The 18,761-nt window shown below is 63.0% G+C and carries 17 protein-coding genes; 8 read left to right on the top strand and 9 right to left on the bottom strand.

Annotated elements, in window-relative coordinates; translation table 11 throughout:
- Positions 1-5 precede the first annotated feature (5 nt).
- The 7 genes from HW466_RS13595 to HW466_RS13565 all read right to left on the bottom strand — a co-directional run bounded on the left by HW466_RS13595 (position 6) and on the right by HW466_RS13565 (position 7,937).
- Positions 6-605 carry a LutC/YkgG family protein gene (locus HW466_RS13595; protein ID WP_151003533.1) on the bottom strand — a complete coding sequence of 200 codons (600 nt, stop codon included), beginning with the start codon at positions 603-605 and terminating at the stop codon, positions 6-8.
- Positions 602-1,975, bottom strand: a complete 1,374-nt coding sequence (locus tag HW466_RS13590; protein WP_151003535.1) for a lactate utilization protein B — start codon at positions 1,973-1,975, stop codon at positions 602-604. The genes HW466_RS13595 and HW466_RS13590 overlap by 4 nt, the downstream gene beginning before the upstream one ends.
- Entirely contained in the window at positions 1,972-2,715 is a 744-nt protein-coding gene (locus HW466_RS13585) for a (Fe-S)-binding protein (RefSeq protein WP_151003536.1), read from the bottom strand. The genes HW466_RS13590 and HW466_RS13585 overlap by 4 nt, the downstream gene beginning before the upstream one ends.
- A 39-nt stretch (positions 2,716-2,754) precedes the next feature.
- Positions 2,755-3,735 carry a cytochrome d ubiquinol oxidase subunit II gene (cydB, locus tag HW466_RS13580; protein WP_203385186.1) on the bottom strand — a complete coding sequence of 327 codons (981 nt, stop codon included), beginning with the start codon at positions 3,733-3,735 and terminating at the stop codon, positions 2,755-2,757.
- An 11-nt stretch (positions 3,736-3,746) separates the two neighbouring features.
- On the bottom strand, positions 3,747-5,162 hold the full coding sequence (locus tag HW466_RS13575; protein ID WP_151003538.1) for a cytochrome ubiquinol oxidase subunit I: 1,416 nt from the start codon (positions 5,160-5,162) through the stop codon (positions 3,747-3,749).
- A gap of 127 nt (positions 5,163-5,289) precedes the next feature.
- Complete coding sequence (locus HW466_RS13570) at positions 5,290-7,041, bottom strand: ATP-binding protein (protein WP_151003540.1); 1,752 nt, start codon at positions 7,039-7,041, stop codon at positions 5,290-5,292.
- Between the two features lie 134 nt (positions 7,042-7,175).
- On the bottom strand, positions 7,176-7,937 hold the full coding sequence (locus HW466_RS13565) for a response regulator (RefSeq protein ID WP_151003542.1): 762 nt from the start codon (positions 7,935-7,937) through the stop codon (positions 7,176-7,178).
- A gap of 349 nt (positions 7,938-8,286) precedes the next feature.
- On the opposite strand from HW466_RS13565, the gene HW466_RS13560 reads away from it, so the two are divergent.
- On the top strand, positions 8,287-9,252 hold the full coding sequence (locus HW466_RS13560; RefSeq protein WP_151003545.1) for a LysR family transcriptional regulator: 966 nt from the start codon (positions 8,287-8,289) through the stop codon (positions 9,250-9,252).
- Here the strand turns inward: HW466_RS13560 and HW466_RS13555 are convergent.
- A complete protein-coding gene (locus tag HW466_RS13555) occupies positions 9,249-10,193 on the bottom strand; it encodes a cupin domain-containing protein (RefSeq protein WP_059507896.1) in 945 nt (314 codons plus the stop codon). The two genes, HW466_RS13560 and HW466_RS13555, sit on opposite strands and share 4 nt — an antisense overlap.
- A gap of 543 nt (positions 10,194-10,736) precedes the next feature.
- On the opposite strand from HW466_RS13555, the gene HW466_RS13550 reads away from it, so the two are divergent.
- The 4 genes from HW466_RS13550 to HW466_RS13535 all read left to right on the top strand — a co-directional run bounded on the left by HW466_RS13550 (position 10,737) and on the right by HW466_RS13535 (position 14,012).
- Positions 10,737-11,342, top strand: a complete 606-nt coding sequence (locus HW466_RS13550) for a hypothetical protein (protein WP_059774399.1) — start codon at positions 10,737-10,739, stop codon at positions 11,340-11,342.
- The gene (locus tag HW466_RS13545; RefSeq protein ID WP_151003547.1) at positions 11,339-11,932 is read left to right on the top strand and encodes a hypothetical protein; all 594 of its coding nucleotides are present in this window, start codon (positions 11,339-11,341) and stop codon (positions 11,930-11,932) included. The genes HW466_RS13550 and HW466_RS13545 overlap by 4 nt, the downstream gene beginning before the upstream one ends.
- Positions 11,933-12,431: 499 nt before the next feature.
- A complete protein-coding gene (locus tag HW466_RS13540) occupies positions 12,432-13,364 on the top strand; it encodes a restriction endonuclease (RefSeq protein WP_151003549.1) in 933 nt (310 codons plus the stop codon).
- Positions 13,365-13,604: 240 nt separating this feature from the next.
- Positions 13,605-14,012: a hypothetical protein gene (locus HW466_RS13535; protein ID WP_151003551.1), complete on the top strand. Its 408-nt coding sequence runs from the start codon at positions 13,605-13,607 to the stop codon at positions 14,010-14,012.
- Positions 14,013-14,221: 209 nt separating this feature from the next.
- Here the strand turns inward: HW466_RS13535 and HW466_RS13530 are convergent, their stop codons facing one another.
- Positions 14,222-14,962: a FadR/GntR family transcriptional regulator gene (locus tag HW466_RS13530; RefSeq protein WP_151003553.1), complete on the bottom strand. Its 741-nt coding sequence runs from the start codon at positions 14,960-14,962 to the stop codon at positions 14,222-14,224.
- Positions 14,963-15,195: 233 nt separating this feature from the next.
- Here HW466_RS13530 and HW466_RS13525 point away from each other — a divergent pair, with 233 nt between their 5' ends.
- The 3 genes from HW466_RS13525 to HW466_RS13515 are packed head-to-tail and all read left to right on the top strand — an operon-like array spanning position 15,196 to position 18,754.
- Complete coding sequence (locus HW466_RS13525; protein WP_151003555.1) at positions 15,196-16,740, top strand: sugar ABC transporter ATP-binding protein; 1,545 nt, start codon at positions 15,196-15,198, stop codon at positions 16,738-16,740.
- On the top strand, positions 16,733-17,764 hold the full coding sequence (locus tag HW466_RS13520; RefSeq protein ID WP_151003557.1) for an ABC transporter permease: 1,032 nt from the start codon (positions 16,733-16,735) through the stop codon (positions 17,762-17,764). Before HW466_RS13525 ends, HW466_RS13520 begins: the two co-directional genes overlap by 8 nt.
- Positions 17,765-17,806: 42 nt before the next feature.
- On the top strand, positions 17,807-18,754 hold the full coding sequence (locus tag HW466_RS13515) for an ABC transporter substrate-binding protein (RefSeq protein ID WP_059545860.1): 948 nt from the start codon (positions 17,807-17,809) through the stop codon (positions 18,752-18,754).
- Positions 18,755-18,761: the final 7 nt, after the last annotated feature.

The following is an 18,761-nucleotide window of genomic DNA, read 5'->3' as shown; positions in this document are numbered from 1 at the left end:
CTGCGTCAACGATCGCCGACGGGCCTCGGCAACGGGATAACGGTGAGCGAGCGGATACCCTGCGCGCCGCGCACCAGCACGCCCTCGATGTCGGCAGTCGCCGACGGCCCGCTCATCAACACGGCGTAATTGGCCGCGAAGAACTCGCTGCGGTGATACGCGTGGTGCAGGTTGCCGACGATGTCCGCGGGGTCGAGCAGGGCGACCAGGTGTTGCGACAGATAACCGAGCGCGTTGACGCCGTATTGCGCCTCGCTGAGCCAGATCGAGCCGGTTTCCGCGACGGCGAACGCCGGGCGCACGATGCCGACGTCGACGTCGTTCAGCGCGCGCGGATCGTCGATCGTCGCGAGGTCGCGGTTGCCGTCGAATTCGGGCGTGGCCGAGCAGAACACGGATGCGCCGGGAAACCGTGAGCGGACGAATGCATCGAGCGACGTGTTTTCGGGCATCGCGCACCACGTGCCGCCGAGTCGCGCGAGCGATGCGCGGAACGTATCGACGGCGGGCGGCAGAACCGTATCGAACAGCGGCACGTCGGGCAGCGGCCGGGGCGTGGGACGCACGTCGCGCAAACGGGAAAGAATCAGGTCTCGGCTGCTCATTTCTTGTTCCTCTTCAGATACCAGTCACGGAAAGTCTGCTCGGGCGCATCGGGCACTTCGCGATGCTTGCCCCACACGTTGAGTGGGTTGTAGAGTACGGCGCGCGGCAGTACCGATACCGCGGTGCCGGCCGTCTTGACGGCCGCGCGGTACAGCGCCGGCCGTGACAGCACCTGCCCGGCGACTTTCATCGCCTCCTGCTTGACGAACGGCAGTTCATGCTTTTCCGCGACGATCTGGCGCCACTTGTAGATCTGCTCGTGGATATTGATCTTTACCGGGCATACGCTGGTACAGCTGCCGTTCATCGTGGACGCGAACGGCAGTGAGCTGTACTTGCGCAGGTTGAAGGTCGGGTTGATGATCGCGCCGATCGGGCCGGAGTACACGCCGCCGTAGCTCAGGCCGCTGCTGCGGCGATAGACGGGGCACGTATTCATGCACGCGCCGCAGCGGATGCACTTCAGCGAGTACCAGAAGTCGTCCATGCCGAGCCGCTCGGAGCGGCCGTTGTCGACGAGCACGAAATGCATTTCGCCGCCTTTCTTCGGGCCGCGGAAGTGCGACGTGTACTGCGTGATCGGCGAGCCGATCGCATTGCGCGACAACATCCGGATGAACACGCCCAGATGCTCGAGCTTCGGAATCAGTTTCTCGATGCCGATCGACGCGATGTGCAATGGCGGGACGTTGGCGCTCAAGTCCGCATTGCCTTCGTTCGTGCACACCGTGATGCCACCCGTTTCCGCTACCGCGAAGTTGCATCCGGTCATGCCGGCGTCCGCATTCAGGATCAACGGGCGCGTGGCGTTGCGCTGCGCTTCGGCCAGTTTCGGGATGTTGCTCTCGTTCGGGTCGGTGCCGATCTTCTCCGAGAAGATCTTCGCGACGTCGGTGGCGAGCTTGTGTACGGCAGGCACGACGATGTGAGAAGGGAGCTCGTCATCGAGTTGCTGAATTTGCTCGCCGAGGTCGGTTTCGACGACGGTAATGCCGCGCTCCTCCAGGTACGGGCGCATTTCGCATTCCTCGGTCAGCATCGACTTGCTCTTCACGAGCAGCTTCGCGTTACGGCGCTCTAGGATGTCGTACACGATCCGGTTGTGTTCGGCGGCATCCTTCGCCCAGTGAACGATCACCCCGTTGGCGGTCGCGTTGCGCTCGAATTCCTCGAGATACTCGGGCAAATGCGTGAGCGTGTGCTCCTTGATCGCGGATGCAAGCGTGCGCAATTCCTCCCATTCGGGGATGCCGTGCACCTCGGTATCCCGCGACGTGCGCAGCTCCCAGAGGCGCTTGTCATGGAACTGGATGTGCTTTTCGTCGGCGATGAATTTCGCGGATGCGCCGACGTGGTCTACGCGTTTCATGCTCGTGCTCCATTCAGGATTTGTGCGATATGGATGAATTTCAGTCCGAGTCCAAGACGATCCGAGCAGCCTTTCTGATGCATCAGGCACGATGAATCGGCCGATACGATGTACTCCGCACCGTTGCGCTTGTGGTCGCGCACCTTGTCGGCGCCCATGCGCGCGGAAACCGGTTCCTCCGATACGCAGAACGTGCCGCCGAAGCCGCAGCATTCGTCGGGTCGATCGGGCTGGATGAACTCGATGCCCTTGACGCCCTTGAGCAGTGTCAGCGGCTTCGAGAAGAACGGCTCGTCGATCTCGGACATCTTCGCGGTCCGCAATCCGCGCAATGTGCCGCAGCTGTTGTGCAGGCCCACCTTGTGCGGGAATTCGGCCCATGGAAATTCGCGCACGCGCAGCACGTCGTGCAGGAATTCGACGAGCTCGTACGTGTTCTTGCGCACGGCGACGGCATCGCGCGTCTGGTCGGCCGCGGTCAGGTGGTCACGCACGTGGTGCACGCAGCTGCCGCTGGGCGCGACGATATAGTCGTAGCCGGTGAAGTTCCTGACGAACAGGTTCTCGGTTGCGGCGGCCTGCTTTTCGCAGCCGCTGTTGCCCATCGGCTGGCCGCAACAGGTCTGGTCGAGCGGATAGTCGACGTCGCAGCCGAGACGCTCGAGCAACTGCAGCGTGGCGATCCCGACGTCCGGGTAGAACGCGTCGATGAAACACGGAATGAAAAGGGCGACTTTCATGGGATTCCTCGGTTGAATTGAACGCTGGAAGCGAAAGCGTCAGTGGTATGCGTGATCGTTCGACACCTTGCCGCGGAACACCGAGTACGCGACGCAGGTGTAGAACACGATGAACGGCATGACGAACAGGCCGGCTCCCCAGAACATGAACGTCTCGCTCGCGCGCGGCGCGGCGGCCGCATCGAGCGTCAGGTCGAACGGCACGATGAACGGCAGATACGATGCGGCGAGCATCAGCACCATCGCGATGCATCCCGCCGCGGCGAACAGATAGGCCGATGCGCCGTCGCGTCGTGCCGCGGCGGGCACGTAAAGGAACGTCACGCACGCGGCGACGGGCAGCACGAACAGCAGCGGATGCAGCAGCCAGCGCGTTTCGACGGTCGTCTCGGTCAGCAGCGTCGACGCGAGAATGGACAGCACGAACAGTGCGGTGATCGGCGCGAGCCGGGTGATCGCGTCGCGGCCGATGCGCTGCGATGCGCGTTGCCCTTTCAACACCAGCCATCCGGCGCCGAGCAGCGCATAGCCGAGCGCGAGGCTCACGCCGCACCACAGCGGGAACGGCGAACACCATTCGAAACCGGTGCCCGCGTAGCGCAGGTGGTCGACCGGCAGCCCTTGCGCGTAGGTGCCCACGCACACGCCCTGCATCACGCTGGCAAGCAGCGAGCCGACGAACAGCAGCACATCCCAGAGGCGGCGCGAGCGCACCGCCTTGTGGCGAAATTCGATCGCGACGCCGCGCATGATCAATCCGGCGAGCATCAGGCCGAGCGGTGCGTACAGCGCCGGCAGCACGATCGCATACACCGACGGAAACGCGCCGAACAGGATCGTGCCGGCGATGACGAGCCACGTGCCGTTGCCGTCCCACACCGGTGCGATCGACGCGATCATCTCGTCGCGCGCATCGCCGGCGCAAGCCGTCAGCATGCCGACGCCGAGGTCGAATCCGTCGAGCATCAGGTAAGCGACGAGCGCGAACGCGAGCTCGACGAACCAGAACCAGTTCATCATCGAAGTTCTCCTTATCGAATCTTGAGGACGTCGCGGCGCGGCGCGTGCACCGGCAGCGCGGCGGGCGTATGCGTTTGCTGGATGACGTGACCGTTCCAGACGGTCAGCACGTTGCCGATCACGAGGCCACGCCGAACGATCCGCACGATGTAGTACACGCCGAAGCAGAAAATGAATGCGTACAGGGCGACGAACAGCGCGAGCGTCGCGGCCGCGAAGTGTGCGGTCAGCCCGGGCGTGAGCGCGTCCGCGGTGCGCAGCACGCCCCAGACGGCCCAGGGCTGGCGCCCGACTTCGGCCGTGAACCATCCGGCCAGGATCGCGATGAAGCCGAGCGGAAAGCTGCATGCGAGCGGCCAGAGCAGCCAGCGCCGTCGTTCGAGCCGGCCGCGTCGTGCCGCGACGGTGCCCGCCCATGCAAGCGCCAGCATGATCAGCCCGCAGCCGGCCATCACGCGGAAGGCGAAGAATGGAATCAGCACCGGCGGCCGGTCGGCGGCGGCAAAGTCGGTGAGGCCGACTTCGCGCGAATCCACCGTGCCCGACGCAATCAGACTGCCGAGCACCGGTACTTTCCATTCGAAGCGATTACGCTCGTGCGTGGCGTCCGGAATCGCGAAAATCACCTCGGCGGCCGGCTGCTCGTCGGTCCATCGACCCTCGACCGCCGCGAACTTGGCCGGCTGGTCGTCGTGCAGATAGTCGCCGGTCAGGTGGCCGAACAGGATCTGCAGCGGGACGAGCGCGGCGGCGAGGGTAACGGACATCCGGACCATGATCGTGGCTTCGACCCGGTAGCGGCCCTTCAGCAGATAGGCCGCGCCGACGGCAGCCACGCAGAACGCGGTCGTCAGGTACGCACCCAGCAGCATGTGCGGGAAGCGCACCCACACGACATGATTGAAGATGATCGCTGCCCAGTCGGTCGGTACGAATATGCCGTTTTGTACGACGTATCCGACCGGATGCTGCATCCACGAGTTGTTCACGAGGATCCAGAAGGCCGACATCGTCGTGCCGGCCGCGACAAGGATGCACGACGTCAGATAGAACCACGGCCGCACACGCGCGCGCCCCAGCAGCATCACGCCAAAGAACGTCGCCTCGAGCGCGAAAGCCGTAAACGATTCGTAAGTAAGCAGCGGCCCCTGGATCGGGCCGCTCGCGCGCGACAGCTCGCTCCAGTTCGTGCCGAACTGGAACGCCATCACGATGCCCGAGACCACGCCCATACCGAACGCGACGCCGAAAATCTTCAGCCAGAACTCGAACACCCGGCGATATACGCGGTTGCCCGTCGCGATGGACATCGCCTCGAGTACCGCGAGCCACGCCGCGAGGCCGATCGTGAAAGACGGGAAGATGATGTGAAAGGAGACCGTGGCCGCGAACTGGATTCGCGACAACAGGAGGGCCGTTGCTTCCATGCGAACGCTCCATTGCGAGATTGCATTGCGATGGAGTGTCGGCGCGGGGTGTTGCTTGTGCGTTGCAGATTGCGGCGGCTGCGTTACATTTGAAACGAACGCGGCGCCCGCCGGCCCGGTCGCGACGTCAGCGCAGCACGCGGGCGAGCGCGTCGGCGAGGTCGCGCGACTTCAGCGGCTTGCGCAGCACCATGCGCACACCGAGCGCGCGGGCTTCACGCTCGAGCGAGGCCGTGCTGAAGCCGCTGCAGAGAATCACCGGCAGATCCGCGCGCCGGTCGGCGATGCGTGCCGCGAGCTGGAGGCCGGTCAAATTCGGCATCGTATGGTCGGTCACGACGACATCGAAGCGGCCCGGATCGGCGTTCAGCGCATCCCATGCGGCCTCGCTCGACGAGAATCCGACCGGCTCGTACCCGAGATCGGCCAGCGCGTCTTCCGCGAGGCGCACGAGCGTCTCTTCGTCGTCGATCACCAGCACCACCTGCCCGTTCCCGCGAGGCGGCGGGTTCCCTGTGACACGCGGCGCCGGGCGCGCGTCCGCGGCGGGGAGATAGACGGCGAAACGCGCACCTTCCCCCGGCGCGGAGTGCACGTCGACGGCGCCCCCGTGTTCGCGGACGATGCCGTCGACGAGCGACAGGCCGAGTCCGGTCCCCTCGCCCGCGGGGCGCGTCGTGAAGAACGGGTTGAAGATGCGCTCCAGTATCTCGGCCGGAATGCCGCAACCGTCGTCCGCGACCGTGAGCCGCAGAAAGCGGGCGGCGCGCAGCGCGCCGTGCGACAGCGAGCGCGGCGTCTCGACGCTGACGACGTCAAGTTCGATGCGCAGCGTGCCGCCGGCACGCATCGCATGGATCGCGTTACCGCAGAGGTTCATCACGACCTGATGCAGATGCGTGGCGTCGCCCAGCACGTACGCATCGCGCACGCTGATACGGACGTCCAGCGCGACGTGCGGCGGTAGCGTCGCGCGCACGAGTTCCACCGTTTCCTCGACAACGGCGCCCACGTCCACCGGCTCCCTCGCGGTCGGGCCGCTGCGGCTGAATGTCAGGATGCGCTCGACCAGCAGCCGTGCCCGTTCTCCCGCCTTCAGCACCTGCTCGATGTCGCGGTGCGTGGGCGTGGCGGGTGCGACGCCGGCGAGTGCGCGATCGCCGAAGCCGAGGATCGCGGCGAGGATGTTGTTGAAGTCGTGCGCGACGCCGCCGGCGAAGGTGCCGAGCGCTTCGAGCTTCTGCGACTGACGGAGTTGGCGCTCCAGGCCGTGTCGCGCTTCTTCATCGGCCAGGCGTTGCGTGATGTCCTCGACGGTTGCGATGATCAGGTCTTCCGCATCCGTGTCGGCCGGCTGATGAGCCGAAAACACGCGCGCGACGCTCATGTCGGTCCATACGACGCGGCCGTCTCGGTGCACGTAACGCTTTTGAAATCTGACGCGATCCTGGCCGCGCACCAGCTGATCGATGTGCGCCTGCGTGAGGGCGCGATCGTCGGGGTGCGTGATATCCGATGCGCGTCGCTCGGACAGTTCGCGATCGCTGTAGCCAACCATCTGCTGAAACGCGGGGTTCGCCATCAGATAGCGGTCGTGCGCACGCAGCACCAGGATTCCGACCGGTGCGTTCTCGAACACCGTGCGCCAGTGCTGCTCGCTCGTGCGCATTGCCCGGTTCGCGTGTTCGAGACGCCGCATGTAGGCGGTCAGCACATACATCAGCAGAATCACGCACAGGCTCACGGCACCGACGCGGAACGTCGTGTCGCGCGCAAACGCGACCAGAACGAGCAGCACGGCCAGACACGCCGCCAGCATCATGGCCCGGTAGCGTCTCGCGCGCCACAGCGTTCGGTGATAGGGCGAGTTGTTCGGCATCGACGTTCAGTCCTGCTGCGGCGGCCTGACGACACGCGCGGACGCCGCTCGAGCCGTGCGGCTCGCGGGCGGCGGCCGCAGTCGCGTCGCGCCTCTTTCGTTGCGGGCCGTGCGCCTGAGCGGCATGTGCACGCTCACACCGGCGTTCCGTTCGTCCATCCGGCCGCCGCGCTCAACCGGGTGACCGGCACGTCGAGCACGTAGCCCGCGCCGCGCACGGTACGGATGAAGACCGGATGCGACGGGTCGGGCTCGATCTTGCGGCGCAGGCGCAGGATCTGGACGTCGATCGACCGGTCGTATACGTCGTCGTACAGCCTGCTTGATTCGAGCAACTGGTCGCGGGACAGCACGCGCCCGGGCGCGGCCAGAAACGCATTGAGCAGACAGAATTCGCCGTTGGTGAGCTCGACCGGCGTGCCCGCCGGATCCGTGAGCCGCCGAGTGCCGACGTTCAACTCCCAGCCGCTGAACCGGTATGCGCGTGCGTCGTTGCCCCGCCCGGTGGCGGGGGCCGTCGCACCAGCCCGCCTGAGCAATGCGCGGACGCGCGCAAGCAGTTCGCGATTGCTGAACGGCTTGGTAAGGTAATCGTCGGCGCCGAGCTCGAGCGCCATCACGCGGTCGGCTTCGTCACGTTTGCCCGACACGATGAAGATCGGCAGGTTCGAGCGCGCACGCAATTCGCGGGCGATCTGCACGCCGTCTTCGCCCGGCATGCGCAGATCGAGAATCACGAGATCGATCGCAAAGGATTCCAGCGCTCGCGCCATATCCTGGCCGCAGGCGGCAACCGTCACGCGGATATCGTTGTCGGACAGGTAGTCGGACAACAGTTCGCGGATCACCGGATCGTCGTCGACCACCAGCACGTGAGGAAGATTGGCGTCCGTCATTGCGCGGATATTCGTCGGGGGAACGGCATGAATTATAGCTGTCGCGCACCAACGAACGGCTGCCGCGGCGCGCCGTCCTGCACCGGTTCGTACCGCCCGACGCCGACGTCCGTGCAATGCCGATGCGAGCCAGAAGCGGATGTCTAGCCAAGTTGCCGAGATACCGACTCCGACACACGTTCGTCGACCGCCGGGCCGGCTTGCACGGGTACGAGAGAGCCGCAGCCCTTTGCTGCATGACGCCAGGCTCCGTCGCGACAATCTCCGCCGGTCCGCATCAGCCGTGCCGAGCCAGTGGAATGTGCTAAGTTCGAGACAGCCACGTCACCAAATTCGCCTCCGGGATCCCATGGATTACTTTGCCGCAGTACGGGCTTTCGTCCGCGCAGCTGAACTGGAGAGTTTCAGCAAGACGGCCAATGAACTGGCCGTCAAGACCTCGACCGTCTCACGCTACATAAGCGAGCTGGAAAAAGATATGGGCATCGCGCTGTTCAACCGGTCGACGCGCGGACTCGTCTTGACAGAGGGCGGCCGACTCTTTCGCGAACGCGCAGTTTTCGCGTTGCAAGCCCTCGACGAGGCACGGGAAGCAACCTCATCGCTGAATCGCTCGCCGCAGGGCCTGCTGCGCGTGACGATACCGCCTGCATTCGGGCGGCTGCACGTCGTGCCGCATCTGCCGGCCTTCATGGCGCGTTATCCCGACATCGACCTCGACATCGTCTCGACGGACGAAACGGTCAACATGATCGACGCGGGCGTCGATGTGGCCATTCGCACCGGCGTGATGCCCGATTCGTCACTGATGGCGAGGCGCCTCGCGCCACATCGCCGTATCGTCTGCGGCAGCCCCGCGTATTTCGGACGTCGTGGTACGCCAAGTACTCCAGACGATCTGCCTGCTCACGACACGCTTCGTTTGTCGCTGATGCCCGACGACAAATGGTCTTTTACACGTTCCCGCGCAGCTTTGCGGCCGGTGCAGGAAGCTTCTGAGCCGTTGATGATTGAACTGAAAGGCCGATTGCGCGCCGACGACCAGGAGGCCGTGCTCGCGCTCGCGGTGGCCGGTTGCGGCGTGGCGCTTCTGCCGACCTGGCTGGCGTCCGCGGACCTGCGCGCCGGAAAGTTGCAACAGGTGCTGCCCGAGTGGGAGGCGCGCCTCGGACGAGCCGAACCCGCGGTCTGGGCGGCGTATCCGCCCAAAAAAATCGTTTCGTCCAAAGTGCGCGCCTTCGTGGACTTCTACGCCGAAGCGTTCGGCGAGCCGCCGTACTGGGACGACGGACTCGAGCCGGAGCGCGCCCCTTAACGGGCGAAGCGGATGTCCAGCGTGCGCAGATACGTCTGCAAGCCCGCATCCTGGATCGGAATCACGTACGCGTTGTCATCGGTTTCATTGAAATGCGCGTGCCAGTATCCCGGCGGCGTCACGAATGCCATGCCTGCTTCCCAATCGACGCGAGTGGGATTCACGATATTGCCCTCTGCGTCGAGTTCGGTTCCGACCAACGTGTAGACGCCCGGGCCGCCGCCGGCGATGAAGTCGAGCGCAATCGACTGGTGCCGATGCGGTTTCTGCATCGAACGCGGCGGCACGATGCCGAACATTGCCCACAACACGTGCGTCACCGTGCGCGTCTGGGGAAAGTTGGCGTTGCCCAACAGTACGCTGATGCGATTGCGGCGGCCAGCGTTGCTTTGTTCCGCGACTTCGCGCAGCGCCGCCTGTGCCGCTGCTGCCGGATAGCGTGTGGGCGCAAAGCGCGCCTGTACCTGGGTTGCGCCGAGGTAGCTCAGCAATGGCGCATCGTTGACGTAATACAGCGTGGCGGTCGCATCCGCATTGAGCACAGCAGAGATACCGCCGGGAAGCGTAAAGAAGTCGCCCTGCGCGAACGGAAAGCGCGTTGCGCCTTGTTCCACCCGGCCCGTTCCGCTGATCACGTAGCAGACCTGCGAGGTCGCGATCGGATCGAACGTCAAGGCTTCTCCAGCCTCGATGCGCAGGAAGTTCGCGCTCAAGCCCGGACCGGTCGCGGGACCGGGACACCCGAGTTCGGCGGACAGGTCGAGCGGCACCACCCGCGTCGGACCGTCGGAGTAGAGTGAAGGCGGAAAATTGCGAAACGGCACGCGCGAGATGAGTTTCGCGCCGATCGGATTGGCGGACGAAGTGTATTCGAAGTATTGCGCGTCTTCGGTCGCCACGTCGGGGTTGGTGGCAAGTGTGGGTGATGTCCTGGTCAGCATGATTGTTCCTTTAGAACGTCAACTAAGCTTCGTGCGGGTCCGTTTTGGCGGAAAGCGCCGCATCCGAAGGCTGACCTGACTGTATGCGCGGGGCCTTGGTGCCAGAAGTACCGAACATCGAATTCACCATTGCGCAAAAGGGACATCGTGCCAGTTGGTTACCAGGCTGCGGTCAGCGGCGTGGTGACAAGGGCAGTGGGCGGGGCGTCAGCCGACATGGGTTGGGGAAGCTGATCGACCGTTCTGGGTCGGCTACAGCTGGCCAGTCCGAGACGTTCGATATCTCGTCCGGATCGCTTGCGCGGGAAGGGTTGACAATGTTTGATGGTGGGTCGTTGTAAGTGACTGTAACAATCCGGTACGATTCGCAGGCATGCAGACTGCATCGATGGCGGCCGTAACGGGGAGGTCGCTGAGCAGAGCGCTCGACGCGTTTTTCCGCTCGGGGAGTTTGGCTGGAAGACGTGGATCATTTGTTGCCAAGGAAGCGCATGCGACACGGCTGCTTTTCTTCTTGGCATCTGTATTCAAAAATCTACTAATATGACCAAAAATATTTATATCGCTCGAGTTGCCGCCACCATTGGACTGACATTGTCGCTGTCTGCGTGCTTGGCACCTCATTCGTATGTCGATCGGTCGCTTGGCGAACCGCGCTATGCGGAGTTGAAAAAATCCGCGAATCCGCAGCCAATCCAGCTGCTCGTTGAGTTCCAAACGAAGGGCGTCGCGAATGCTCACGCAACCGAAGCGCTGCGTCCACGTATCTTCGAGCAAGTGTCGCAATCCGGGTTGTTTAGTCGAGTCTCGTACGAACCGGTCCCGTCAGGACGCAAGCTTTCGATCACCCTCAACAACGTTCCGTTGACCGACAATGTTGCAGCGAAAGGTTTCGGAACCGGCCTCACGTTTGGCTTGATCGGCACGATGGTAACGGACGGCTACATCTGCACGACGAATTACCTCGAGCCTGGTCACGATCCAGTGACCACCACCGTCAAGCATGCAATTCATACGACGATCGGTAATGCCTCCGGGCCGGAAGGCTTGCAGCGAATGACGGTGCAGGAGGCGTCCGCGACAATGCTGCGTCAAATAATCGGGAAAAGCCTCGAACAAATCGATCAAGCCTCCGATCTCGCTCAATGATGCTGCGCACTGTGCCGCGATGGAAGTGTGGTTTGTCGCTCGGGAAGCGGTTGCTATTCGCCGGCATATTGGCTGCTTGCGGCGGGTGCGTGACGCCGGCACCTGTCTATCAGATTAGTATTGCAAATCAGATGGCATTGATGAAGGTTCCGAGCACGGCACGCTATCAGGTAGTGCGCGGGGCGGAACCTGCGGATATTCAGACGCACGTTCGGTCGTTGAGCATCGCGGCGCCGGCGGATGGGTCGTGGACCTCGTATTTGAAAGAGGCACTTCGCATCGAGCTCGTGTCGGCGGGGCTATATGCAGCGGACGCACCCGCCGTTTTGACCGCCTCCCTGTCCGATGTTCATGTGCTCGACGGGCACGCGGACCTCGCAGGGAGATTTGTCGTGTCGGACGGGCGGGCGGTCATCTATGACAAGGTGTTGCGCGCACAGACCAAGTGGGATGTGCAGTTCATCGGTGTGCTGGCTGCACGAGACGGGATGATGCAGGCGACTGCAATTTTCCAGAGTCTTCTGCATCAGTTGTTCGACGATCCCGAATTCATTGCGGTGAGCCGACAAATTGCAATGTCCCGCCCTTGAATCAAAAGGCGATCTTGATTCTTGGTGTCCTTGATCCATGCGGGTGCGCAACCGCAGCCTGACCCGGGGGTGCCGGTCTTCGTATCGAGGTGCTTGGTTTCCGTTTTCGCGTTGGTCGACTGGCGTGGAGCCAATCGAAGATGTCAATCCGGGGCGTGGTTTGCGAATCGGTTGGTGGCGGTACTGCGGTGTTGACGTCACTCACGCACTGTCTGCGGTGCACCGCGGCTGTTTCCGAGAGAGTTGAACGCCCGTTTCGGGTCGGCTACAGCCGAATACGTCTGGCTGCTGTCGGCCAACAACGGTCATCGATCGGCGTGCGCTCGTAGACTTTCGAATGGCAGTTGCTCTCGAGATGACCGACGTTCACTGGCAACTGCTCCGCAGACTCACAACGAACGCTGACACGAAGAGCCGCGTTCGGACCGGGTCCGCCGTTGTCGTTTAGAATATTCTTTTCGTGAAATGTCCACGTTGAAATAAACTTCCATAGGGAAAGATGATAGCTAAAAGCGATGCCGAGTGGCGAAAATTCGAGGAGCAGGTGGCGAGGATTGAATCTGCGTTATCTGGTAGTCTGGCGTCCATTAAATCCCCAGACTTTCTGATCGATGTTGATACTCGCGAGCCGCGAGAAGTGGATGCAGTGATGCGTGTTAACGCGGGCTCAACAACGTTGCTGATAGGATTTGAATGTCGAAAAAGAAACACGCCGCAGGATGTTACGTGGATTGAACAGCTGATCGGCAAAAGATCATCTTTAAATCTCGACAAGCTGATTGCTGTATCGGCGGAGGGCTTCACGCCAGCCGCGATGGAAAAAGCGAAAAAAAATGGAATCGAATTTCGCCAATTATCAGAAATGAAGGCGGCTGCGCTAGATGAGCTTAGAAATACGATCAGCTTTCACGGGTACAACTTTACGGCTTTACTGAAAAAACTGAGCCTAAAGTTAGATGCCAACGGCCGGCCACGCGGAGCGGCGGAGAGGCACTTGCATTCAGCGATGCGAGTGCATGGCTTCGATGTGACACTTATGCATCGATATTCTGATCACATGCCAATAAGTCTGAAACAGTTTGTTGTTGAATTGTGTGGAAAAATGGAAAAAGAACGAGTCGGGTTGCGCGAAACGAATCCAGTCATTAAGGTGAAGCTGACTTTCCCGACGCCGAATTATTACTATTTTTGCGACGAGGAGAAATATCCGATCAGGGGGGTCGATCTTGATCTTGATTTGAAAAATGGAATATTAAATTTCCCGATTGATTCCGCCAGCGACTACACGAAAGAGGATAAAAAAATTGGACGTGTGTTCCACACTGACGAATCCATCCTCGATGATAACAACGCCGCTCGACTGACCGTTGTATTCACAGAGGACGGGATTCGGTCGCAAGCCGTGTTCACGCAAAAAAAGAAAAGTAGTTGAATTGGTGCCGACCCAATTTTTCGTCCAAGTGCTGCGTGGACTTGACGGCATGAATGATCGATGTGCCGTGTGCAACGGACATTGCCTTCGCCGGGATCGGAATGACGGCAATGGGTCGGCTACGGCCGACCGCGTTGGGCGGCAGTCGGCCGGGAGGGGACGGTTGACACTGTCGCGTAGATCGCCCACATTCAATGCACTGGCGAACCGCGATTCGCTCCGCATCAATCCAGGCGCAACATGCGAAATGACCTGAACCGCGCAGCCTGCTGGATTGCGTTCATCCTCGAACGCTGCCAGTTTCCGAATCGCGATGCGCTCGCGGCACAATTCGCGAATGCTGAAATCGGCGAGCTTTGTCAATGCGGGTGCAACAGTTTCTCGCTCTCAATGGCTGCGCCCGATGGTGTGCCCAGAATATCTAAGAGCGGACACGGTTACGGTTTAGTGTTTGAAGCTAATTTTCGGGACCTCAGCGAGCCCGACGAGTCACGATCGCTGGAAATTCTTTTGTTCGCCGACGATTCAGGTCATTTGAGCTACATTGAGATCGACTACTGCGGAAATGGACTGCCAATGCCCGAGCGCATGAACCTTGAGTCAGTTCCCTATCGCCTTTTCCAGAGCGACACGCTGATCCGCGCATAGATCACGGGGCGTCCATCCGATTTGCGCTGGTCACGGTATGCCGACATACCGAAGACGTCCGCTTGGAGCGCCGAGCGGACGCTCCGGGCCGGCTACAGCCCACCAAAACCAGCACGTCGCGGTTATCACGCGCTTGACCGCATTCCGAGGCACAACGGCCGTTTATCCGCTCGCCGCTGAGAGGCCGTCCCCCGCCACTGAAGCGAACTTTACTCGCCCCCGGCTTGCGGTACTTGCACCGGGCTGCCCAAATCCGCGTCGGTTTTCAGCCCGCCTTCGACCCACCGCGCTTCGGACGCGCGCAGATGCGCGCGAATCGCAGTCTGCGCGGCGATCGGGTCACCCGCCTGCAGCGCCTGAAGTACGTTCTCGTGCTCCAGCACGGCGGCCGTCCATGTCTGCGGATTCTCCGCGTGGCCGCGCATGGCCGCGGCGATCGGGTCGTGTCGGCTGTCGAACAGCTCGCCGACGAAGCGAGCGAGTACCGAATTGCCGGCGGCTTCCGCGATCAGCATGTGGAACTGCCGGTCGGCTTCGACAGGCGATTTGCCGGCCTCCGCGAGCCGCTTCATGCGCTGCACCGTGCGGCGCAGGCGATCGAGCATCGCGGCCGTCATTCGCGCGGCGGCCAGTGCGGCGACGCTGCCTTCGATCACCGCGCGCGCCTGCATCAGCTCCGACGGACTGTCGCCGAGCGTGACCATCGCGCCGACATCATCGGCCGCCGTATCGCGGACATAGACGCCGGAACCCATCCGGATCTCGATCTGGCCGCCGATTTCCAGCGCAATCAGCGCTTCGCGAAGCGACGGGCGCGACACGCCGAGCGTGAGCGCCAGCTCGCGCTCGGGCGGCAGGCGCTCGCCGATCGCGAATTCCCCCTGGCGAATCAGCGCGACGATCTGGGCCGCGACAGATTGGTAAAGCCGCTTTGGTTCTGTCGATTTCATTCGATGAGTAATAGTCGAGGCGTGGTCGATGCTCGCGCGTGTCACGGAGTCTATCACGCCCGCCCTGGCCGGCCTTCCGGCAGCCGGTTCCGTCGGGCCTCCGGGTTTCTACCATTGGTAAGACAGGATAGATATATATAAATTGGCTTGACCAAACGTGCCGAGATTGATGTAATTCTTCGAAATTGGACTGACCAGGTGGTGTCGAGGTCGGCCCGCTCCAAGGAGACGCAATGGCAATGCCCAGCAAACCGCCGGTTCCAGCCGCGCAGGCCGAAGCCGACCGGGAGATCCTGCGCCTGGAAGGGATACGCAAGCGCTTTCCCGGCGTGCTGGCGCTGGACGGGATTCGCCTCGACCTGCGGCGCGGCGAGGTGCATGCGGTATGCGGCGAAAACGGGGCGGGCAAATCCACGTTGATGAAGATCATCAGCGGACAGTACCTGCCCGACGAGGGCGTCGTTCACTATCGCGGCGCGCCGGTGCGATTCGGTTCGGCATCCGAAGCGCAGGCGGCCGGCATCTCGATCATTCACCAGGAGCTCAATCTCGTGCCGCACCTGAGCGTGGCGGAGAATCTGTTCCTCGCGCGCGAGCCGCGGCGCGGCCCGTTCGTCGACACGAAACGCATGAACGCGGATGCGGCGCGCTGCATCGCGCGCATCGGCCTGAACGTCGCGCCGACCACGAAGGTCGGTGTGCTGTCGATCGCGCAGCAGCAAATGGTGGAGATCGCGAAGGCGCTGTCGCACGATGCGCGCGTGCTGATCATGGACGAGCCCACGTCGTCGCTGACTGAAACGGAAACGGCGCAGCTGTTTCGCATCATCGACGAGCTGCGTGCCGACGGCGTGGCGATCCTGTACATCTCGCACCGGCTCGACGAAATGGCGCAGATCGTCAATCGCGTGACCGTGCTGCGAGACGGACGCCACATCTCGACGGACGTGTTCGCCGACGTGAGCATCGACGACATCGTCGCGCGCATGGTCGGTCGCACGCTCGACGACGCCTATCCATCGCGTCAATCGGTGCCGACGGACGAAGTGCTGCTCGACGTTCGAGAACTGCGCCGGGACGGCGTGTTCGGGCCGGTGTCGTTCGCATTGCGTCGCGGCGAGATCCTCGGTTTCGCGGGCTTGATGGGCGCCGGCCGAACCGAGATCGCACGCGCGATCTTCGGCGCGGATCGCCCGGACGGCGGCACGATCGCGTTGCAGGGCCGGCCGGTAACGATCCGTTCGCCGCGCGAAGCGATCCGGCACGGCATCGCTTATCTGTCGGAGGACCGCAAGAACGAAGGGCTCGCGCTGTCGATGCCGGTCGCGGCGAACCTCACGCTCGCGAACGTTCGCGGCATCGCTTCCCGATTCGGATTCCTGCGCTTCGACGACGAGCTCGACGTGGCGCGCCGCTACGTGCAGGAGCTCGCGATTCGCACGCCGTCGGTGCATCAGCGTGTGCGCAACCTGTCCGGCGGCAACCAGCAGAAGGTCGTCATCGGCAAATGGCTGTATCGCGGCTCGAAGATCCTGTTCTTCGACGAACCCACACGCGGGATCGACGTGGGCGCGAAATTCGCGATCTACGGGCTGATGGATCGGCTCGCGGCGGACGGTGTCGGCGTCGTGCTGATCAGTTCGGAATTGCCGGAGCTGATCGGCATGACGGACCGGATCGCCGTTTTTCACGAAGGTCGAATGACGGCAATTCTCGATACGAAACACACCAGTCAGGAGGAGATCATGCACTACGCGTCGGGGCGTTCCCATGCTTGAAATGACATCCGATCGAAGCCAGGCCGACGAGCGGGCGGCGCGACAGCGGCGACGCGACCTGATCCAGAAGTTCGCGGCGCTGGGCAGTCTCGTGTTGCTGGTGTTCGCGTTCTCGGTATCGAGCGCGGCGTTCTTCTCGGTCGACAACCTGATGACCGTCGGCCTGCAGGTGACGTCGATCGCCTATCTGGGCGTGGCCGCGACCTGCGTCATCATCACGGGCGGCATCGATCTGTCGGTCGGCTCGGTGCTCGCGCTGGCCGGCGTGTGCGCGGCGCTGCTGGTCAAGGCCGGCGTGCCGGTACCCGCCGCGATGGCGGCCGGCATCCTGGTCGGCGCGCTGTGCGGGCTCGTCAACGGCATCTGCGTGACGCAGATGGGCTTGCCGCCGTTCATCGCGACGCTCGGCATGATGCTCGTCGCGCGCGGCATCGCGCTCCAGATCACGGGCGCCCGCCCGGTATCGGATCTCGGCGACGCGTTCGGCGCGCTCGGCAACGGCGCGCTGCTGCGGATCTCGCGCATCGGGGCGGACGGGTTCCCCGACACGACGTTTCCCGGCATTCCGTACCCGGTCGTGATCATGGTCGTGCTGTTCGTCGTGGTGTCCGTCCTGCTGTCGAGAACGTCGCTCGGCCGTCATATCTACGCGGTCGGCTCGAATGCGGAGGCGGCGCGGCTGTCGGGCGTGAACGTGCGGGGAGTGAAGCTGTTCACGTACGTGCTGTCGGGCGCGCTCGCGGGCGTCACCGGCTGCGTGCTGATGTCGCGGCTCGTCACCGGGCAGCCGAACGAAGGCGTGATGTACGAGCTCGATGCGATCGCCAGCTCGGTCATCGGCGGCACGTCGCTGATGGGTGGCGTCGGCACGATTTCCGGTACGGCGATCGGCGCGTTCGTGATCGGCGTGCTGCGCAACGGCCTGAACATGAACGGCGTGTCGAGCTTCATCCAGCAGATCATCATCGGCATCGTGATCCTGGGCACGGTCTGGATCGACCAGTTGCGCAATCGCCGGCCCTGACCAACAGCAAGCAGTCCCTACCAACGAGAAGCGGAGCGAGACATGAAGACATCCATCCTGCTGGCGGCATCGGCGTGTGTGTTCGCGATGTGCAACAGCGGTGCGTATGCGGCGGGCGGCGAGATCGCCGTGATCGTCAAGACGGTCAATTCGAACTACTGGCAGAACGTGCAGAAGGGCGCGAAGGCGGCACTCGACGGCGTCAAGGGCTACACGATGACGTTCCAGGGGCCGGCGGCCGAGTCCGACATCAGCGGGCAGGTCAACATGGTCGACAACGCGGTCACGCGTCACGTGGCCGGCATCGTGCTCGCGCCGTCCGATCCGGACGCGCTCGTCCCCGCGATCAAGAAGGCATGGGAGGCGCACATTCCCGTCGTGTTGATCGACTCGGCCATCTCGGATGCCGGCAAGCCGTACTACCAGGCGTTCCTGTCGACCGACAACGAGAAGGCCGGCGCGTTGTGCGCAAAGGCGCTGATCGACCGCGTCGGCCAGTCCGGCAAGATCGCGATCATGTCGTACGTGCCGGGCGCCGGGTCCGAGATCAGCCGCGTCGGCGGGTTCCGCAAGTACATCGAGAGCCATTCGAAGCTGCAGATCGTCGGCCCGTACTACTCGCAATCGCAAATGGCGACCGCGCTGAACCAGACGACCGACGTGCTGTCGTCCAATCCCGACCTGAAGGGCATCTTCGGCGCGAACGAGCCGACCGCGGTCGGCATGGGTCGGGCGCTGAAGCAGTCGGGCAAGGCGGGCAAGGTGGTGGCGATCGGCTTCGACGGCAATGAGGATCTGCAGGGCTTCGTGCGCGACGGCACCGTCCAGGCGATCGCCGTGCAGGGGTCGTGGCAAATGGGGAACCAGGGCGTGCGCACGGCGCTCGACGTCATCGAGCGCAAGCCTGCGCCGAAGCTGATCGACACCGGCGTCGTGATGGTCGACAAGCAGAACCTGGATTCGCAGGCTGCGAAGAACGTCCTGTACTGATCGCCCG

It is taken from the genome of Burkholderia territorii (assembly GCF_902833055.1).
Taxonomy (GTDB): Bacteria; Pseudomonadota; Gammaproteobacteria; order Burkholderiales; family Burkholderiaceae; genus Burkholderia; species Burkholderia territorii.
The sequence above is the reverse complement of the archived record's forward strand: the minus strand, read 5'-3'. Positions and strand labels throughout refer to the sequence as shown.

Coding starts and splice junctions, on each gene's coding strand:
- HW466_RS13595 (WP_151003533.1), bottom strand. CDS start 605: ATGAGCAGCCGAGACCTGATTCTTTCCCGTTTGCGCGACGTGCGTCCC.
- HW466_RS13590 (WP_151003535.1), bottom strand. CDS start 1,975: ATGAAACGCGTAGACCACGTCGGCGCATCCGCGAAATTCATCGCCGAC.
- HW466_RS13585 (WP_151003536.1), bottom strand. CDS start 2,715: ATGAAAGTCGCCCTTTTCATTCCGTGTTTCATCGACGCGTTCTACCCG.
- cydB (WP_203385186.1), bottom strand. CDS start 3,735: ATGATGAACTGGTTCTGGTTCGTCGAGCTCGCGTTCGCGCTCGTCGCT.
- HW466_RS13575 (WP_151003538.1), bottom strand. CDS start 5,162: ATGGAAGCAACGGCCCTCCTGTTGTCGCGAATCCAGTTCGCGGCCACG.
- HW466_RS13570 (WP_151003540.1), bottom strand. CDS start 7,041: ATGCCGAACAACTCGCCCTATCACCGAACGCTGTGGCGCGCGAGACGC.
- HW466_RS13565 (WP_151003542.1), bottom strand. CDS start 7,937: ATGACGGACGCCAATCTTCCTCACGTGCTGGTGGTCGACGACGATCCG.
- HW466_RS13560 (WP_151003545.1), top strand. CDS start 8,287: ATGGATTACTTTGCCGCAGTACGGGCTTTCGTCCGCGCAGCTGAACTG.
- HW466_RS13555 (WP_059507896.1), bottom strand. CDS start 10,193: ATGCTGACCAGGACATCACCCACACTTGCCACCAACCCCGACGTGGCG.
- HW466_RS13550 (WP_059774399.1), top strand. CDS start 10,737: ATGACCAAAAATATTTATATCGCTCGAGTTGCCGCCACCATTGGACTG.
- HW466_RS13545 (WP_151003547.1), top strand. CDS start 11,339: ATGATGCTGCGCACTGTGCCGCGATGGAAGTGTGGTTTGTCGCTCGGG.
- HW466_RS13540 (WP_151003549.1), top strand. CDS start 12,432: ATGATAGCTAAAAGCGATGCCGAGTGGCGAAAATTCGAGGAGCAGGTG.
- HW466_RS13535 (WP_151003551.1), top strand. CDS start 13,605: ATGCGAAATGACCTGAACCGCGCAGCCTGCTGGATTGCGTTCATCCTC.
- HW466_RS13530 (WP_151003553.1), bottom strand. CDS start 14,962: ATGAAATCGACAGAACCAAAGCGGCTTTACCAATCTGTCGCGGCCCAG.
- HW466_RS13525 (WP_151003555.1), top strand. CDS start 15,196: ATGGCAATGCCCAGCAAACCGCCGGTTCCAGCCGCGCAGGCCGAAGCC.
- HW466_RS13520 (WP_151003557.1), top strand. CDS start 16,733: ATGCTTGAAATGACATCCGATCGAAGCCAGGCCGACGAGCGGGCGGCG.
- HW466_RS13515 (WP_059545860.1), top strand. CDS start 17,807: ATGAAGACATCCATCCTGCTGGCGGCATCGGCGTGTGTGTTCGCGATG.